At 66.5% G+C, this 16,936-nt stretch carries 14 protein-coding genes and 2 tRNA genes; 6 read left to right on the forward strand and 10 right to left on the reverse strand.

The window, feature by feature from the left end; translation table 11 throughout:
* Positions 1-34: 34 nt before the first annotated feature.
* The 5 genes from LZ586_RS01745 to LZ586_RS01765 all read right to left on the reverse strand — a co-directional run bounded on the left by LZ586_RS01745 (position 35) and on the right by LZ586_RS01765 (position 7,083).
* Complete coding sequence (locus tag LZ586_RS01745) at positions 35-910, reverse strand: acyl-CoA thioesterase (protein ID WP_235077990.1); 876 nt, start codon at positions 908-910, stop codon at positions 35-37.
* On the reverse strand, positions 910-2,007 hold the full coding sequence (locus tag LZ586_RS01750) for an acyl-CoA dehydrogenase family protein (protein ID WP_235077991.1): 1,098 nt from the start codon (positions 2,005-2,007) through the stop codon (positions 910-912). The genes LZ586_RS01745 and LZ586_RS01750 overlap by 1 nt, the downstream gene beginning before the upstream one ends.
* An 11-nt stretch (positions 2,008-2,018) precedes the next feature.
* Complete coding sequence (locus LZ586_RS01755; RefSeq protein WP_235077992.1) at positions 2,019-3,173, reverse strand: acyl-CoA dehydrogenase family protein; 1,155 nt, start codon at positions 3,171-3,173, stop codon at positions 2,019-2,021.
* 361 nt (positions 3,174-3,534) lie between these two features.
* Positions 3,535-5,562: a 3-hydroxyacyl-CoA dehydrogenase NAD-binding domain-containing protein gene (locus LZ586_RS01760; RefSeq protein ID WP_235077993.1), complete on the reverse strand. Its 2,028-nt coding sequence runs from the start codon at positions 5,560-5,562 to the stop codon at positions 3,535-3,537.
* Between the two features lie 297 nt (positions 5,563-5,859).
* On the reverse strand, positions 5,860-7,083 hold the full coding sequence (locus tag LZ586_RS01765; RefSeq protein WP_235077994.1) for a serine hydrolase domain-containing protein: 1,224 nt from the start codon (positions 7,081-7,083) through the stop codon (positions 5,860-5,862).
* A 163-nt stretch (positions 7,084-7,246) separates the two neighbouring features.
* Between LZ586_RS01765 and LZ586_RS01770 the strand changes: the two genes are divergently transcribed.
* The gene (locus tag LZ586_RS01770; RefSeq protein WP_235077995.1) at positions 7,247-8,986 is read left to right on the forward strand and encodes a class I adenylate-forming enzyme family protein; all 1,740 of its coding nucleotides are present in this window, start codon (positions 7,247-7,249) and stop codon (positions 8,984-8,986) included.
* Here the strand turns inward: LZ586_RS01770 and LZ586_RS01775 are convergent.
* On the reverse strand, positions 8,983-10,458 hold the full coding sequence (locus tag LZ586_RS01775; protein ID WP_235077996.1) for an FGGY family carbohydrate kinase: 1,476 nt from the start codon (positions 10,456-10,458) through the stop codon (positions 8,983-8,985). The two genes, LZ586_RS01770 and LZ586_RS01775, sit on opposite strands and share 4 nt — an antisense overlap.
* A gap of 68 nt (positions 10,459-10,526) precedes the next feature.
* Between LZ586_RS01775 and LZ586_RS01780 the strand changes: the two genes are divergently transcribed.
* The 3 genes from LZ586_RS01780 to LZ586_RS01790 all read left to right on the forward strand — a co-directional run bounded on the left by LZ586_RS01780 (position 10,527) and on the right by LZ586_RS01790 (position 12,061).
* Positions 10,527-11,765 carry an AI-2E family transporter gene (locus LZ586_RS01780; protein WP_413777309.1) on the forward strand — a complete coding sequence of 413 codons (1,239 nt, stop codon included), beginning with the start codon at positions 10,527-10,529 and terminating at the stop codon, positions 11,763-11,765.
* Positions 11,766-11,811: 46 nt separating this feature from the next.
* Positions 11,812-11,888 (forward strand) — tRNA-Asp (locus LZ586_RS01785).
* Positions 11,889-11,984: 96 nt separating this feature from the next.
* A tRNA-Asp gene (locus LZ586_RS01790) sits at positions 11,985-12,061 on the forward strand.
* A 62-nt stretch (positions 12,062-12,123) separates the two neighbouring features.
* Here the strand turns inward: LZ586_RS01790 and LZ586_RS01795 are convergent.
* The 4 genes from LZ586_RS01795 to LZ586_RS01810 form a co-directional block, all read right to left on the reverse strand.
* A complete protein-coding gene (locus LZ586_RS01795) occupies positions 12,124-12,351 on the reverse strand; it encodes a DUF2842 domain-containing protein (RefSeq protein ID WP_261346024.1) in 228 nt (75 codons plus the stop codon).
* The gene (locus tag LZ586_RS01800) at positions 12,333-12,887 is read right to left on the reverse strand and encodes a 5-formyltetrahydrofolate cyclo-ligase (RefSeq protein WP_235077997.1); all 555 of its coding nucleotides are present in this window, start codon (positions 12,885-12,887) and stop codon (positions 12,333-12,335) included. The genes LZ586_RS01795 and LZ586_RS01800 overlap by 19 nt, the downstream gene beginning before the upstream one ends.
* 357 nt (positions 12,888-13,244) lie before the next feature.
* Positions 13,245-13,550: a cell division protein ZapA gene (locus tag LZ586_RS01805; RefSeq protein WP_235077998.1), complete on the reverse strand. Its 306-nt coding sequence runs from the start codon at positions 13,548-13,550 to the stop codon at positions 13,245-13,247.
* Positions 13,550-13,738, reverse strand: coding sequence for a hypothetical protein (locus LZ586_RS01810; protein ID WP_235079697.1), 189 nt, complete (start codon positions 13,736-13,738; stop codon positions 13,550-13,552). Before LZ586_RS01810 ends, LZ586_RS01805 begins: the two co-directional genes overlap by 1 nt.
* A 127-nt stretch (positions 13,739-13,865) precedes the next feature.
* On the opposite strand from LZ586_RS01810, the gene tkt reads away from it, so the two are divergent.
* On the forward strand, positions 13,866-15,833 hold the full coding sequence (gene tkt, locus LZ586_RS01815; protein ID WP_235077999.1) for a transketolase: 1,968 nt from the start codon (positions 13,866-13,868) through the stop codon (positions 15,831-15,833).
* Positions 15,830-16,837 (forward strand): type I glyceraldehyde-3-phosphate dehydrogenase, encoded by a 1,008-nt coding sequence (gene gap / locus LZ586_RS01820; protein WP_235078000.1) that lies wholly within the window; start codon positions 15,830-15,832, stop codon positions 16,835-16,837. Before tkt ends, gap begins: the two co-directional genes overlap by 4 nt.
* The last annotated feature ends 99 nt before the right edge of the window (positions 16,838-16,936 follow it).

Below are 16,936 nucleotides of genomic sequence, written 5' to 3' on the forward strand. Positions count from 1 at the left end.
CCTGAATCAACGGTTTAGATCGCTTTTCTCGATATCATCTTAGGTTATTAGCACGGATCAGTCCCTCCTGCACGACGCTGGCGACCAGGCGCCCGTCCGACGTGTAGAACCGGCCGCGGTTCAAGCCGCGCGCGTGGCCGGCCCAGGGGCTGTCCGTGGTGTAGAGCAGCCAGTCGTCGGCACGAAACGGTTCGTGAAGCCAGACAGCGTGGTCGAGGCTGGCGGTCTGGACCTCGCCGGTCAGCCAGCTGGCGCCATGGGGAAGCAGGCTGGTGCCGAGCAGGGTCATGTCGCTGGCATAAGCGAGCACGGCGCGGTGGAGCGCGGGCTCGTCGGGGAGCGGCGCGACAGTGCGCAGCCAGCTGTGCTGAACCGGATCGGCGGGGGCTGGTGCGAACCAGTTGCGCGGAGTTACGGGGCGGATCTCGACCGGGCGGGCGCGCAGGAAGAAGCGGCGGAGCTTGTCGGGGACCTGATCGCGCAGGGCTTCACGCAACTCGCCCTCGGAGCGGAGCGCGTCGGGAGGAGGGACTTGCGGCATCGGTGCCTGGTGGTGGAAGCCTGTCGCGGCGCGCTGGAAGCTGGCGGTGAGGGTGAGGATCGGCTGGTCGTTCTGAAGCGCGACGACGCGGCGGGTGGCGAAACTGCGGCCATCGAAGTCGCGGTGGACGCGGTAGAGGATCGGATGGTCTTCGCTGCCCGGGCGCATGAAATAGCAGTGGAGCGAGTGGGCAGGCTTTTCGGCCTCTACCGAGCGCTGGGCGGCCTGAAGCGCCTGGGCCACGACCTGGCCGCCGAAGACGCGACCGACGCCGCCGGGCTGGCGGGAGCCGCGATAGAGATCGGGGTCGAGCTGCTCGACATCGAGCAACGTGGTCAGTTGGGCGACGAGGGCGGCCGGGTCTTGCATCAATAGCCTGCCGCCCGGGCAAGCGCGTCGGCGTGGAAATTGGTGTCGCCGAACAGTTCGGTGAGAATGCGGGCGCGCTTCATGTAGAAGCCGAGATCATATTCGTCGGTCATGCCGATACCGCCATGCATCTGGACGCCTTCCTGGACCGCCAGGGTGGTGGCGAGGCCGGTCATCGCCTTGGCGACCGCGACCGCGTCGGCGGCTTCGGTGCCGGCGTCGAGCAGCTGCTGGGCCTTGAGCACGGCGGCGCGCGCGACTTCGAGTTCGCTGTAGAGGTGCGCGGCGCGGTGCTGGAGCGCCTGGAAACTGCCGATGACGGCGCCGAACTGCTTGCGCTGCTTCAGATAGCCGACGGTCATGTCGAGCGTGGCGGCGCCGACCCCGACCAATTCTGCCGAAGCGCCGGTGCGGGCGGCGGCGAGCAGGCGCGTGAGTGCGGCGTCGCCTTCGCCGACGATCGCGTCGGCATCGACTTCGACGCCCTCGAAGGTGAGACGCGCGGCGATGCTGGCGTCGGCGAGGCGTTCGGGGTTGGCGGTGAGGCCGGCGGCGTCGGCGGGGACCGCGAACAACGCGGTGCCGGCGTCGGTCTGCGCGGCGACGAGGAGGAGGTCAGCGACATGGCCGTGGTGGACGAACTGCTTGGTGCCGGTGAGGCGATAGCCGTTGCCGGCGCGTGTCGCCTGGAGGGTGATGCGGGCGTTGTGCTTGGGGCCCTCGTCGATCGCGAGCGCGGCGACGGTTTCGCCGGCAAGGATACCGGGGAACCAGCGATCGGCATGGGCGGTGCCCTTTAACGCTTCGACCGCCGCGAGCGCGGTGGTGAGGAAGGGCGATGGGGACAGGTTGCGGCCGATCTCCTCCAGGACGATGCCGGCTTCGACATGGCCCAGGCCGAGACCACCCTGGGCTTCGGGGATCAGGATGCCGGTGAAGCCGAGATCGGCGAACTCGCGCCACAGGTCGCGGCTGAAGCCGGTGGTGTCGTTGGCGTCGCGAAGGCCGCGCAGGTGCGAGACGGGGGCGTGCTCGGCGACGAAATCGCGTGCGGTGTCGCGGAGCAGGGTCTGATCGTCGTTGAGGTAGAGGGGCATACGCTGGCTCCTTAGGACGGCAGGTCGAGGATGCGCTTGGCGATGATGTTGAGCTGGATCTCGCTGGTGCCGCCCTCGATCGAGTTCGCCTTGGTGCGCAGCCAGGTTCGGGCGGGGGCGCCGCCATGGGTGGCGTCGCTTTCCCATTCGAGCGCGTCGGAGCCGCCGGCGGCCATCAGCAGTTCGTGGCGGGTCTTGTTCAACTCGGTGCCGTAATATTTCATCATCGAGGGCTGGGCGGGGTGGGCGCGGCCGGCCTTGAGCTCGTCGATGAAGCGTTCGGACATCGCCTTGAAGGCCTGAGCGCGGACCTGGAACAGGGCGATCTGAGCGCGGAGCAGGGGATCGGCGCCTTTGCGCGCGGCCTCGATCAGCGCGTCGCTGCCGGTGGCGCCGAGGCCCATCGCGGAGATCATCTCGCGTTCGTGGCCGAGCAGATATTTGGCGACGTCCCAGCCCTTGTTGAGGTCGCCGACCAGGTTGGCCTTGGGCACCTTCACATTGTCGAAGAAGGTCTCACAAAAAGGCGAGTTGCCGCTGATCAGGAGGATCGGCCTGGTGCTGACGCCTTCGCTGGCCATGTCGAAGAGGAGGAAGCTGATGCCGCCTTGCTTGACGGCCTTGTCGGTGCGGACGAGGCAAAAGATCCAGTCGGCCTTGTCGGCGTAGCTGGTCCAGACCTTTTGGCCGTTGACGATGAAGTGATCGCCAGCGTCTTCGGCGCTGGTTTGCAGGCCGGCGAGGTCGGAGCCGGCATTGGGTTCGCTATAGCCCTGGCACCAGCGGATCTCGCCGCGGGCGATCTTGGGGAGATGGCCGAGCTTCTGTTCCTCGGTGCCGTATTTGAGGAGGGCCGGTCCGAGCATCGAGATGCCGAAGCTGTGGAGCGGGTTGCGCGCGCGGATACGGGCGAGTTCTTCGCGCAGGATCTTGGTTTCGCCCGGAGTGAGCCCGCCGCCGCCATATGGGGTCGGCCAGTCGGGGACGGTCCAGCCGCGGGCCGCCATGCGGTCGAGCCAGAGCTTCTGGTCGGGGTGGGCGTATTCGGGGTTTCTGCCGCCCCAGGTCGCTTCCTTTTCGCTGCGCATCGGGGTGCGCATGGTTTGGGGGCAGTTTTCCTCCAGCCAGGCGCGGGTTTCCTGGCGGAACTGGTCCAAGTCGCTCATGGCTGGGCTCCTGTTTGTGCACGCGAAGGCGCGAGGACGCGAAGTTTTTTGAAGAAGAAGTGAGAGGTTCGCGCGGAGGCGCGGAGGCGCAGAGGGCTATGGCCCGGGGCGGGTGCAGGTGCCGCGACAGCGGCGATCAAACTTGCCTGCGCTCGTTTTTGAGAGCCGCTGGCGCGGCGGGCGAGACATCTCTGCGCCTCTGCGCCTCTGCGCGAACCCCCTTCTTCTTTGCGCCTTCGCGGCTTCGCGTGGATCATTTCGGCATCCTCTCCCAAGGAAGGGGATGGGGCCTAGAGTGCATTGCTCTGAACCCTCACCCCGACCCTCTCCCGCAGGCGGGAGAGGGAGTGAGATCAGTGGGTTACTTGCTGAACTTCTCGTTCTTTTCGGCCTTTTCGCGGAGCAGGGGGGCTACGTCGAAGCCGTATTTTTCCAGCCCCTGGACGATCTTGGTCAAGCCTTCCTGGTCGGCCCAGAACATCGGGCCGCCCTTGTAGGGAGGCCAGCCATAGCCATAGACCCAGACCACATCGATGTCGGAAGCGCGCTGGGCCATGCCTTCCTCGAGGATCTTCGCGCCTTCGTTGACCATGGTGTAGAAGGTGCGGACCATGATCTCCTCTTCGGTGATCTCATGGGTCGTGGCGCCGAGCTTGCCGCGCCATTCCTCGATCAGTTCAGCGACGCGCGGGCTGTTCGAGGGCGTGCGCTTCTCGTCATAATCGTAATAGCCGGCGCCCTTCTTCTGGCCCCAGCGATCCTCGGCGGCGAGCGCGTCGCGGATGTTCTCGATGCGGGTGGGGTCGCGATGCCAGCCGATGTCGACGCCGGCGAGGTCGGCCATCTGAAACGGACCCATCGGCATGCCGAACGCGACATGGACCTTGTCGATCTGCTCGGGCGTAGCGCCTTCCATCAGCAGGTGGTTCGCCTCGACCTGGCGCGGCATCAGCATGCGGTTGCCGATAAAGCCATAGCAGACCCCGGCGATCACCGCGGTCTTGCGGATCTTCTTGGAGAGCGCCATCGCGGTGGCGAGCACTTCGTCGGCGGTCCTGGCGCCGCGGACGATCTCCAGCAGCTTCATGATGTTGGCCGGCGAGAAGAAGTGCAGGCCGAGCACGTCCTGCGGACGGCTGGTCGCAGCGGCTATCTCGTCAACGTTGAGGTAGCTGGTGTTGGAGGCGAGGATCGCGCCCGGCTTGGCGATCTTGTCGAGGCGGCCGAACACGTCCTTCTTGACGTCCATGCTTTCATAGACCGCTTCGATGATCAGGTCGCACTCGGCGAGATCGTCGAAGTTGAGGGTCGGCTTGAGCAGGCCCATCGCGCCCTCGACCTGTTCGGCGGTCATCTTGCCCTTGGACGCGGTCGCTTCGTAGTTCTTGCGGATCGTGGCGGTGCCGCGGTCGAGGGCGTCCTGGGCCATCTCGACAATGGTCACGGGAATGCCGGCCGAGAGGAAGTTCATCGAGATGCCGCCGCCCATCGTGCCGGCGCCGATCACGCCGACACGGTTGATCGGACGCAGCTGAACGTCCTCGGCAATGCCGTCGATCTTTGCGGCCTTCCGCTCGGCGAAGAAGATGTGGCGCAGCGCGGTGGATTGCTGGCCCATGATCAGCTTCATGAAGTTCATGCGCTCGGCCTGAACCCCCTCGGCATAAGGCTTGCCGGCGGTCGCCTCGATCAGGTCGATGATCGTCGCGGGCGCATCGAGCCCGCGGAAGCGCTTGGCGTTGGTCTTGCGAAAGGTTTCGAACACGGCGGGGTCGACATTGATCGGGCGCTCGCTGGAACGCGAGACCGGCTTATCGATCACTTCCTGTGCGAAAGCAATGGCTTCGGCGAGGAGGTTGCCTTCCGTTGCGAGCTTGTCGACCAGTCCAACCTGCTGCGCTTGGGTGGCCGAGATCGGGTCACCCTTGGTCGCGAGTTCGAGCGCGGTCTCGACACCCGTGACGCGGGGCATGCGCTGGGTGCCGCCGGCGCCGGGGAGAATGCCGAGCTTCACTTCGGGGAGGCCGAACTTCGCGGACGGCACGGCGATGCGGTAGTGCGAGGCGAGCGCGACTTCGCAGCCGCCGCCGAGCGCGGTGCCGTGGATCGCGGAGATCACCGGCTTGTCGAGCGCTTCGATCTGATCGACCAGAGTAGGGAGCGCGGGTTCCTGCATGCCCTTGCCGAATTCAGTGATGTCGGCGCCGGCGAAGAAGGTCTTGCCGGTGCAGGTGATGATGACCGCCTTGATGCTGTCGTCGTTTTTGGCTTCCTCGATCCCTGCCTGAAGGCCCTGGCGGACGGCATTGCTGAGCGCGTTCACCGGGGGGTTATCTGAGGAGAGGATCAGGATGTCGTCCTGACGGGTGGTCGTGATGGGGGAGGTCATTGTTGGTCTCCGTTTTATTGGGTCACGCGCTGGGGCGTGCTGAAGAAGGGATTTGGTTCACGCGAAGGCGCGAAGACGCTAAGTTAAGAAGAAGTGTGAGGTTCGCGCGGAGGCGCGGAGGCGCGGAGGAGGTGGTCCGCGCGGTTAGCGGGCGTGCCGCGTCAGCGGCAGTATCATCGGCGCGGTGGGTGATCGAGGGCCGCTGGCGCGGCGGGGACTGCATCTCTGCGCCTCCGCGCCTCCGCGTGAACCCCGCTCTTCTTTGCGCCTTCGCGGCTTCGCGTGACCCCAAAAGCATCATGCCAGCGCCGAATGGATCATCGTCTTGAGCTCGCGGCGGACCGGGTAGCGCATGGACGGGGTGAACTGAGTCATGAAGACCATCGAGATCCGCTCCACGGGATCGACGAAGAAGGCGGTCGAGAACATGCCGCCCCAATAATAGTCGCCGACCGTGCCGGGGACGAGGGTCTTCGCAACGTCGATGGTGACGGCGAAGCCCAGGCCGAAGCCGGTGCCGGACAGGCTCGCTTCGTTGAACAGGCCACGTGCGCAGCTGGTCAGGTCGCCGCCGGTGGGCAGGTGGTTCATCGTCATCAGCTCGATCGTCTTGGGGCTGACGAGCCGGACGCCATCCAACTCGCCGCCATTCAGGCAGAGCGTTGCGAAGCGGTGATAGTCGACCGCGGTCGAAACCAGGCCGCCGCCGCCGGAGAGGAGGCGAGGCATGCGCGACCAGGCGGACTCGGCACCACGATCGTAGATCATCGGCTCGCCGGTTTTCTCGTCCACTGCCCAGCAGTCGGCAAGGTGGTCGATCTTGTCAGCGGGCACCTGGAAGAAAGTGTCCTGCATGCCCAGCGGCACGAAGACGCGGTCGTGGAGGAAGCGGTCGAGACTGGTGCCCGAGACACGCTCGATCACCGCGCCGAGCACGTCGGTGGCGACCGAGTATGTCCAGGCGGTGCCAGGGGAATATTCGAGCGGGAGTTGGCCGAGTTCGGCGATGAAGCCGTCCAGCGTCAGATTGTCGTGCCAGCGCTCCATGCGCGATTGCCGGTAGGCGGCGTCGACCGGGGTCTGCTCCTGGAAGCCATAGGTCAGCCCCGCAGTGTGGCGGAGCAGGTCGACCATGCGCATCGGCTGGTCGGTCGGGCGTGTCTCGAAGGGGGCGCCGTTGCCGCCGCCGGCATAGACGCCGACGCCCTTCAGCTCGGGCAGAACGTGATGGACGGGGGTGTCGAGCGCAACTCGCGCCTCCTCAACCAGCATCATGAAGGCGAGGCTGGTGATCGGCTTGGTCATCGAGGCGATGCGGAACAATGTGCCTTCATCGACCGGGGCGCCGTTCTCGCGGGCAGGGCCCTGGTGCGAGAAATGAACGATCTCGCCTTCGTGGGCGATCAGCAGCTGTGCATGCGGGAACCGGCCTGAGTCGAGATAGCGTTCGCGCAGGAACGCGTCGATCCGGGCGAGCCGTTCGGCCGAGAATCCGTAGCGTCCGGGTCGTGACTGCAGCATGGGCGCGGCATACCTCTTGTTCGAACTGGCTGTAGCGCCTTCTTCCGGGCGCCTGGTTCCTATTGCCTTGAGTGGCGCGTGAATCAACTCTAACCTTGCAGCCTGGTAGTGGGCCGGAGAGTCCAAACCCGAAGTTCAGAAAACGAGACACAGGAGAGAGTGCTTGGGCAATGAACCGATCGTGCCGCTCGATCCGCAGTGGCCGCAGCTTTCGCTCGAACAGGCCCAGGGGCTGCTGACTGCCCCGGGCGCGCCGTTCGAGATGGAAAGCGTGGACATTCGCGGAGTTCCGACACGGGTGTGGAAGAACGCGCCGCCCTCGCTTCGGATCATCACGCAGATGGTGCGTGCCTATGGCGACCGAGCCTTCACCGTGTACGAGGACGAGCGGGTCAGTTTCGAGGCGAACTACCGCGCGACGTGCCACATCGCGCGGCGCCTGGTGGACCTGGGCGTCGGCAAGGGCGACCGGGTGGCGCTGGCGATGCGCAACCTGCCCGAATGGCCGGCGATCTTTTTCGCCGCGGCCAGCATCGGCGCGATCGTGGTCCCGCTCAACGCGTGGTGGACAGGCGGCGAGATAGACTACGCGATACGGGACTGCGGCGCCAAGGTGCTGTTCGTCGATGGCGAGCGCGATGCGCGGCTGAAGGCATGTTACGCCGATTGGGCTGGCCTGGAACAGGTGGTGGTGAGCCGCGGCGGCGAGGACGGCGCGGTGCGGCTGGAGGACTGGCTGGGCGGCGCGAACGACTGGGCAGGTCTGGACGATGTCGGGCTGCCGGACGCCGACATACTGCCGGAGGACGATGTCACCATCTTCTACACCAGCGGGACGACGGGGCACCCCAAGGGGGCGCTGGGTACGCACCGCAACCTGGTGACCAACGTGATGTCGAGCGGCTATTGCGCCGCGCGAACCACGCTGCGGCGGGGCGAGACGCCGGCATCGCCGCCCGAGCCCAAGCGGGCGCTGCTGGTGATCCCGCTGTTCCATGTCACGGCGTGCAGTGCCGGGCTGATGGGCGCAGTGGTGACGGGGTCGACGCTGTACTTCCTGCGCAAATGGGACGCCACTCAGGCCATGGCGGTGATCGAGCGCGAGCGGATCCAGTCGACCGGCGGCGTGCCGACCATCGCCTGGCAGATGCTGGAGCACCCCGATCGGGACCGGTACGACCTCTCCAGCCTGGAGAGCCTGAGCTATGGCGGGGCGCCGTCGGCGCCCGAGCTGGTCAAGCGCATCCGCGAGGAGTTCGGCGCGCTGCCCGGCAATGGCTGGGGCATGACCGAGACGATGGCGACGGTGACGCTGCACAGCGGCGAGGAATATCTGGCGCGGCCGACCAGCGCGGGGCCGCCGGTGCCGGTCGCGGACTTGAAGATCATGGACGTGGACGGACGTGCGGAACTGCCGGCCGGGGAGATCGGCGAGCTCTGGGCCCGCGGGCCGATGATCGTGAAGGGTTATTGGAACAAGCCCGAGGCGACGGCGGAGACCTTCGTCGATGGCTGGGTGCGGACGGGCGATCTCGCGCGGCTGGATGCCGAGGGGTATCTCTATATCGTCGACCGGGCCAAGGACATGGTGATCCGTGGCGGCGAGAACATCTATTCGTCCGAAGTGGAGAATGTCCTCTACGCCCACCCGGCGGTGACCGATTGCGCGTTGATCGGGCTGCCGCACCGCAGCTGGGGCGAAGAGCCCGCGGCGGTGGTGCATCTGGCGCCCGGCACGGTGGCGAGCGAGGCGGAACTGCAGGACTGGGTGCGCGCCCGGCTGGCGGCGTACAAGGTGCCGGTGGCGATCCGCTTCGTCGACGCGGTGCTGCCCCGGAACGCGCAAGGCAAGATCCTGAAGCGGGAGTTGCGGTCGCTGTTCGACCAGGAAGCGGCGGCCTAGACGAGGACCTGTTCGACGGCGCGTTTCCAGCCGGCAAGGCGTGCTTCGCGCAGATCGGCACCCAGACCCGGCTCGAAGGTGGTGCAGGCGCCGCGCATTCCAGAGGCTTCTTCGAGGGTGGTGAAGATGCCGCTGCCCAGGCCGGCGAGCATGGCGGCGCCGAGCGCCGTGGTTTCGGCGAAGGCTGGGCGGTCGACGGGTAGCGCGAGGATGTCGGCCAAATCCTGGGCGATCCAGTCGTTGGTCACCATGCCGCCGTCGATGCGTAGCCGCGCCCAGTCGGCGCCGTCCGCGGCGAATGCGGTCTTCAGGTCGTGGCTCTGGTGCGCCATCGCTTCCAGCGCGGCGCGGACGATGTGGGCGCGGGTGGTGGCGAAGGTCATGCCTGACAGCGCGGCGCGGGCTTCGGGTTCCCACCAGGGCGCGCCCAGGCCGCTGAGCGCGGGGACGAGATAGACGCCGCCGCTGTCGGGCACCGAGCGCGCGATCGCCTCGGTCTCGGGCGCGGTGCCGATCAGGCCTATCGAGTCGCGGAGCCACTGGATGAGACTTCCGGCGACGAATACCGAGCCCTCGATCGCATAGGTGCGGCGGCCGTTCAGTTGCCAAAGCACGGTGGCGAGCAGGCGGTGCTTGGAGGAAGGCGGCGTAGTGCCCGCGTTGGTGAGCACGAAGGCGCCGGTGCCGAAGGTGCCCTTGGTGTCGCCGCGGGCGAGGCAGGCCTGGCCTATCGTCGCGGCCTGCTGGTCGCCGGCGAGGCCGCAGATCGGGATTTCGCCGCCGAACAGGGTGGTGGTGCCGAAACGGCCGGCGCAGTCGACGATCTCGGGCAGCGCTTCGCGTGGCGCGGAGAACATGCCGAGCAGGCTGTCGTTCCAGCCGCCGCTGCCCAGGCCCATCAGCAAGGTGCGCGAGGCGTTGGTGGCGTCGGTGATGTGGAGCCCGGCACGCCCTTCATTGGCGGTCAGCTTCCACACCAGCCAGCTTTCGACGGTGCCGATGGCGAGGCGGGCGCCAGCCTCGCGCAGCTGCGGCCAATGCTCCATGGCCCATGCGATCTTGGTGCCCGAGAAATATGGGTCGAGGCGCAGGCCGGTGCGCGCCTGGAGCGCCGGTTCCTCGCCCGCTTCGCGCAAGCTCCGGCATAACGCGGCGCTGCGGCGGTCCTGCCAGACGATCGCGGGGGCGAGGGGCTCGCCGGTGAGCTTGTCCCAGAACACCACCGTTTCGCGCTGGTTAGTGATGCCGATCGCCGCGATCGCGTCAGCGCCGCCGCTGCGTGCGACCATCGTGCGGGTGCAGGCGACGCTGCGCTCCCAGATCTCGGCGGCGTCATGCTCCACCAGGCCGGGGCCGGGATAATGCTGGGTGAGATCCGCGGCCTCGCTGCCGAGGCACCTGCCCGAGGGATCGAACACCATCGCCCGCGTGGAAGTGGTGCCTTCGTCGATGACCAGCAGCAATTCGCCCATCGCGGCAGGGTAGCCGGGATTACACGGGCTGCAAATCGCGCTAGGGTCGTCGCACGACAGGAGGAACGGTGAACGAGCATTTGAGCGTGTTGGGCAGCGAAGCGGCCGATGGGGGCGTGCCGCCTGCGGAGCCGCGCCAGCCGATCCTGTCGCCTGAGATCAAGGAGACCGTCGGCGACGGGCAGAAGCGCGACCGGTTGATGGCGTCGCTGACGCTGATCGCGGGTACCGGGCTGTTGCTGGCGCTCCCGTTCGCGCTGCAGGCCGGGTCGAGCTTCTTCCTGCCGCTCACCGCCGCGCTCGTGATCGCAGTGGCGCTGGTGCCGATGCTGGAATGGCTGGAGCGCCACCGCGCGCCCGCGGGCCTTGCCGCGCTGATCTGCGTGCTGACGTTCCTGGTCGCGGCCAACATCGCGCTGGCGGCGATCGTCGTCCCGGCGACTCAATGGATCCGCGACCTTCCCGAGAAGATCCCGCAGATCCAGGATAATCTGAAGCCGCTGATCGAGCTGTATTCGAACCTCGACCAGTTCGTGAACCAGACGCTGATGAATTTCGCCGCCGAGCCGATGCGCAAGCCGGTGATGACCGCGGCCACGCCGCCGCGCTCTCTGCTCGATCTGGCCGCGACATCGGCGCCATCGGCGATCATCGAGTGCTTCTTTGCGATCCTGGTGATCTATTTCTTCCTGTCGGGTTGGACGCGACTGCGGCGCAACGCGATCACCAGCCGGGCGAGCTTCGGCGGGGCGATGGCGACGGCGCGGGTTATTCAGGACGTGGTCGACGACACCTCGGCGTATCTGGGCACGATCACTCTGATCAACGTGACGCTGGGGCTGATCGTCGCCGGCGCGCTGTGGTTCCTGGGGATGCCGAGCCCGCTGATGTGGGGCGGCATCGTGACCTTGCTCAACTACATTCCTTATTTCGGGCCGGTGCTGGCGGCCGCGCTGCTCGCGGTGGGCGGGCTGATGAGCTTTCCGGAGATCGGATGGGCGCTGGTGCCCTCGATCATCATGATCTGCGCGCACCTGATCGAAGCCAATGTCGTGACGCCGCTGATCGTCGGGCACCGGCTGACGATCAGCCCGATCCTGATCCTGATCTCGCTGAGCTTCTGGGGGTGGGTATGGGGCACCACCGGCGCGCTGCTGGCAGTGCCGCTGCTGATCATCATCCAGACCGTGCTGCGCGCGGCGGGCAAGCCGGACATCGCCGGTTTCCTGTTCGAACACGGCACGTTGGTGCAGGAACCGGGCGATGCGCGGGCAAGCTGGCGAAATAGTCGCGACCAATCCGGTTGACAGTCCAAAAAGGCGCGGCTAGTGCCCGCCTCCTCGCTTGGATCAAGCGGGTGTAGCTCAGTTGGTTAGAGCGCCGGCCTGTCACGCCGGAGGTCGCGGGTTCGAGCCCCGTCACTCGCGCCATCCTCTTCCTTCGGGAGAGGGCGGTGTTTGATCCAAACTCCATCTTTGCGGACCTCCCGGCGCTTGCGCGCACATGGTCGGCATCGCCTGGTATACGCGGGTGTAGCTCAGTTGGTTAGAGCGCCGGCCTGTCACGCCGGAGGTCGCGGGTTCGAGCCCCGTCACTCGCGCCATGCGCCCCATGAGAGTGCGCTGGCTTTCCCCCCGAATTTTTAGAGAAACTGAGGCCCAAGCCTCACGCCGCGCGCCAGCGGCCGGTCTCCATCCAGTGCAGCAATGGCTTGAGCGGCAGGATCCAGACGATCCCCAGGACCAGATAGACGAGACATTGCACCAGGATCGGCAGCGTGCCGATCTGCCTGGAGAAGCTCGCGACGAGGATCACCCAGACCAGGATCAGCGCCAGGATGGCGAACATGCCGGCGGGCTTGCGCCAGCTGGCCTTTACCGCTCGTCGTGCCACAGCATGTCCTCTTCGGTGATGATCGCTTCGAGCGGCACGTCCCACACGTCCGACGGGATTGCCGGGGCTTCCTGCATCGACAAGGCGACGCCGACGCGCCAGGCGTCGGGATAGCGGGCAAAGGCGCGGTCGTAATGGCCGGCACCCTGGCCCAGCCGGTTGAGCCTCAGGTCATAGCCGACCAGCGGCGTCAGGATGATGTCGGGCGCTACTTCCGGGCTGTCCAGCCGCGGCTGGCGGAGGCCATAAGGACCCTCGGCGAGCGGATCGCCGATGGCCCAGGCGAGGAAGCGGATCGGAGTCGCGCGGTCAACGACATGCGGCAGTGCGAGCGTGCAGCCATGCTCGACCGCGGCGGCGGCGAGCTGCGACGGATCGGCTTCGCTGCCGATCGGGCAATAGGTTGCTACGGTCAGGCCGGGCTGCAGGCGTGCCAGGAACGCCGCGGGTGCGGTGATCGCGTGGCTTCCCTCCGCGGCGAACTGGTCGCGCGCGGCGCGGAGCCGGGCACGCAGCACCGGCTTCTCAACAAGCATGGATGGGGTGGCGGGACCGCCATGGTCGTTTGCCAGAATATCCTCCGACGCCCGTTACGTCAGGTGGGAACCATATGCCGCAGACCAGGATCTGCACAGGGACAGCCCCCATGGAAGATGAATAGCCTCAGGGATATGCCAAGGCTCGTGCCGGGCAGTTCCCGCCGAGACAGTATGTAGGAGGTGGAGGGGCGCGGCGCAACTGGGGTTTGTGAAAGCTTGGGAGTGGACAGCCGTACTTCTTTCGTCACCCCGCCCTTGAGCCGGGGTCCCGCTGCCTTCGACCGGCAGAAGAAGAAGCGGGATCCCGGCTCAAGGCCGGGATGACGGAGGTTTGATCAGAACGTCGGAAAAAGATCAGGGGGTCGCGTCTTGTTCGAGCGCTGCGGCCACGGCTTCGAGGCGATTTGCGATTTCGTCGAGCAGCCCGGTGGGTGCAGCGGCGGCGGGCGGCGGGTTTTCCTGGGCTTCGTCGAGCAGGTCGGCAAGGATCAGCGACAAATAGACCAGCGTGCGCTCGGCGCTCATCCCGCCCGAGGCGCGCTGGGCGGCGGGGGAATGCTTTTGCAGCATCTTCTCGAGGCGGCGCAGATGCGCTTCGTCGCCGTCGCGTGCGGCGACGACATAGCCGCGGCCGGCGATGGTCAGGGTGACGTCCGCCATCAGCCCTGCTCCGGGCCGGTGGTCTCGCGGGCGAGCAGCGCGTCGATCGAAGTCAGGGCTTCCTCCACCTTGGAGCGCAGCCGGGTATGGCGTTGGCGCAGGCGGTGTTCGGCGCTGGTGCGGACTGTCGCCGCGGCTTCGATACGGGCTAGCGCCTGTTCGATGCGGTCTGCTGCTGTTTTGGACATCACTGCATGCCGGAATAGGTACTGGCCGGGAGGGCGGCAAGTCCCCGCTTGTTTCGATTGCGGCGAGCCGGTTGACGGGCGGGCGCATGCGTCCCTAAGGCGTCGGCGACCAAGCAAGGGAGTTTCGATGGCCGCGTCCTTCACCGATTGCGCGAACGCGATCCGCGCACTCGCCATGGATGCGGTGGAGGCCGCGAACTCTGGGCACCCTGGCATGCCGATGGGCATGGCCGACGTCGCCACGGTGCTGTTCCAGCGCTATCTGAAGTTCGATCCCGCCGCGCCGAAATGGGCCGACCGCGACCGTTTCGTGCTGTCGGCCGGACACGGTTCGATGCTGCTATATTCGGTGCTGCACCTGACCGGCTACGCCCAGCCGGCGCTGGACGACATCAAGCGTTTCCGCCAGGTCGGATCGCCCTGCGCAGGGCATCCCGAGAATTTCGAGATGCCCGGGATCGAGGCGACGACCGGGCCGCTGGGCCAGGGACTGGCGATGGGCGTCGGCATGGCGATGGCCGAGCGGCACCTGAACGCGGTGTTCGGCGACGCACTGGTCGATCACCGCACCTGGGTGATCGCCGGCGACGGCTGCCTGATGGAAGGCATCAACCATGAGGCGATCGGGCTGGCCGGGCATCTGAAGCTCGATCGGCTGATCGTGCTGTGGGACGACAACAAGATCACGATCGACGGATCGGTGTCGCTGTCGTCGAGCGAAGACATTCCGGCGCGCTATGCAGCGACGGGTTGGCACGTCGTCGAGTGTGATGGCCATGACGAACTCGACATCGTCGCGGCGATCGAAGAGGCGCTGTCGGATGACCGGCCGTCGCTGATCCGCTGCCGCACTATCATCGGCAAGGGCGCGCCGAACAAGCAGGGCACGTCCAAGTCGCACGGATCACCGCTGGGCAAAGACGAAGTAGCCCTGGCGCGGGAAGCGCTGGACTGGACCCATCCGGCGTTCGAGATCCCGGCGGATATCCGCGAGACCTGGCTGGTGGCAGGCAAGCGCGGTGCGGCGCCACACGCCGCGTGGGCAAAGCGGCTGGAAGCGCATCCCGACCGGATCGGGTGGGAGTCGCGCGGCGACGTGCCGGCAGACCTGTTGCGGCCCTATGTCCAGCAGCTGCTCGCCAATCCGCAGAAGGTCGCGACCCGCAAGGCGTCCGAAATGGCGCTCGAAGTGATCAATGCGCTGCTGCCCGAGACGATCGGCGGATCGGCCGACCTTACCGGATCGAACAACACGCTGACCAAGGGCATGCACGCGCTGACCGCGGCGACCTATGACGGGCGCTATGTCTATTATGGCATTCGCGAGTTCGGCATGGCCGCGGCGATGAACGGGATGGCGCTGCACGGTGGGGTGATCCCTTATGGCGGCACCTTCCTGGTATTCTCCGACTATATGCGCGGCGGCATCCGGCTGTCGGCGCTCCAGCAGGCGCGCGTGATCTACGTGATGACGCATGACTCGATCGGGCTCGGCGAGGATGGGCCGACGCATCAGCCGATCGAGCATCTGATGAGCCTGCGGATGATCCCCAACCTGCATGTCTATCGCCCGTGCGATACGGTCGAGACCGCGGAATGCTGGGAACTCGCATTGTCCAACGAAAACGGGCCGTCGCTGATGGCGCTGAGCCGGCAGAACCTGCCGCAGCTGCGCACGGAAGCGGCCGAGAACCGCACCGCACGCGGCGGCTATGCGCTGCGTGAGGCGGAGGCGCCGCGCCAAGTGGTGCTGATCGCCACCGGCTCCGAAGTCGAGATCGCCGTGGCGGTGCGCGACGCACTGGAAGCGCAGGGAATCGGCGCGGACGTCGTTTCGATGCCGTGCTGGGAACGCTTCGAGATGCAGGATGCGGACTATCGCCGCGACATCATCCCGCGCGACTCGCTCAAGGTATCGATCGAGGCCGGCTCCACCTTCGGGTGGGAGCGCTACACCGATATCGAAGGCCTACGCTTTGGTGTGGATGTGTTCGGCGCATCGGGCCCCTATCTTGGCCTGTACGAGCAGTACGGGCTGACCGTGGGCGCCATCGTGCCCCGGATTCTCGCCAAGTTGAACGGAGAACAAGCATGACGAAGGTTGCGATCAACGGGTTCGGACGCATCGGCCGGCTGGTGGCGCGCGCCATCCTCGAGCGGCCCGATAGCGGGCTGGAGCTGGTGACGATCAACGACCTGGCAGACGCGAAGTCGAATGCCTGGCTGTTCAGCCGCGACAGTGTCCACGGCAAGTATCCGGGCACGGTCAGCGCCGAGGGCGACGACCTGGTGATCGACGGCAAGCGGATCAAGGTGACCAAGGAGCGCGATCCCGCGAATCTGCCCCACGCCGCGAACGGCGTCGAGCTGGTGCTGGAGTGCACCGGCTTCTTCACCGATCGAGCATCCGCACAGAAGCATATCGACGCGGGCGCCAAGAAGGTGCTGATCTCTGCGCCCGGCAAGAATGTCGACCTGACCGTCGTCTACGGCGTCAACCACGACAAGCTGGAAGCCGGTCACACGATCGTGTCGAACGCATCGTGCACCACCAACTGCCTGGCGCCGGTGGCCAAGGTGCTCAACGACGCAATCGGCATCGAGCGCGGGCTGATGACCACCGTCCACGCCTACACCAACGACCAGAAGATCCTCGACCAGATCCACCCGGATCTGCGTCGCGCCCGCGCGGCGGCGATGAACATCATCCCGACCACCACTGGTGCCGCGCGCGCCGTGGGCGAAGTGCTGCCCGAGCTCAAGGGCAAGTTGGACGGGTCGGCGATCCGCGTGCCGGTGCCGGACGGCAGCCTTGTCGACCTGACCTTCACGCCGAAGCGCGACGTGACCCGCGACGAGGTCAACGCGATCCTGAAGGCAGCGTCGGAAGAGGGCCCGCTCAAGGGCATCCTGGTCTATTCGGACGAGCCGCTGGTTTCGATCGACATCGTCCACACCCCGGCTTCGTCGACCGTCGACAGCCTGGAAACCGCAGTGATCGACGGCAAGCTGGTGCGCGTCGTCAGCTGGTACGACAATGAATGGGGCTTCTCGAACCGGATGGTAGACACCGCCGGGGCGATGGCGAAGCTTTCCTAAGACGCTTGGCGACCATATTCCCCTTCCGCTTGCGGGAGGGGTCAGGGGAGGGGCTGTCGTTCAAAGGTAACACTATGGACGCGGACATGCCCTCCCCCG

The sequence above is a fragment of the Sphingomonas sp. S2-65 genome (genome assembly GCF_021513175.1).
In the GTDB taxonomy this organism is placed as follows: domain Bacteria; phylum Pseudomonadota; class Alphaproteobacteria; order Sphingomonadales; family Sphingomonadaceae; genus Sphingomonas.

Bases quoted from the DNA above. Each gene is read 5' to 3' on its own strand.
- LZ586_RS01745 (WP_235077990.1), bottom strand. From the start codon at position 910: ATGCAAGACCCGGCCGCCCTCGTCGCCCAACTGACCACGTTGCTCGAT.
- LZ586_RS01750 (WP_235077991.1), bottom strand. From the start codon at position 2,007: ATGCCCCTCTACCTCAACGACGATCAGACCCTGCTCCGCGACACCGCA.
- LZ586_RS01755 (WP_235077992.1), bottom strand. From the start codon at position 3,173: ATGAGCGACTTGGACCAGTTCCGCCAGGAAACCCGCGCCTGGCTGGAG.
- LZ586_RS01760 (WP_235077993.1), bottom strand. From the start codon at position 5,562: ATGACCTCCCCCATCACGACCACCCGTCAGGACGACATCCTGATCCTC.
- LZ586_RS01765 (WP_235077994.1), bottom strand. From the start codon at position 7,083: ATGCTGCAGTCACGACCCGGACGCTACGGATTCTCGGCCGAACGGCTC.
- LZ586_RS01775 (WP_235077996.1), bottom strand. From the start codon at position 10,458: ATGGGCGAATTGCTGCTGGTCATCGACGAAGGCACCACTTCCACGCGG.
- LZ586_RS01800 (WP_235077997.1), bottom strand. From the start codon at position 12,887: ATGCTTGTTGAGAAGCCGGTGCTGCGTGCCCGGCTCCGCGCCGCGCGC.
- LZ586_RS01805 (WP_235077998.1), bottom strand. From the start codon at position 13,550: ATGGCGGACGTCACCCTGACCATCGCCGGCCGCGGCTATGTCGTCGCC.
- LZ586_RS01810 (WP_235079697.1), bottom strand. From the start codon at position 13,738: ATGTCCAAAACAGCAGCAGACCGCATCGAACAGGCGCTAGCCCGTATC.
- tkt (WP_235077999.1), top strand. From the start codon at position 13,866: ATGGCCGCGTCCTTCACCGATTGCGCGAACGCGATCCGCGCACTCGCC.
- gap (WP_235078000.1), top strand. From the start codon at position 15,830: ATGACGAAGGTTGCGATCAACGGGTTCGGACGCATCGGCCGGCTGGTG.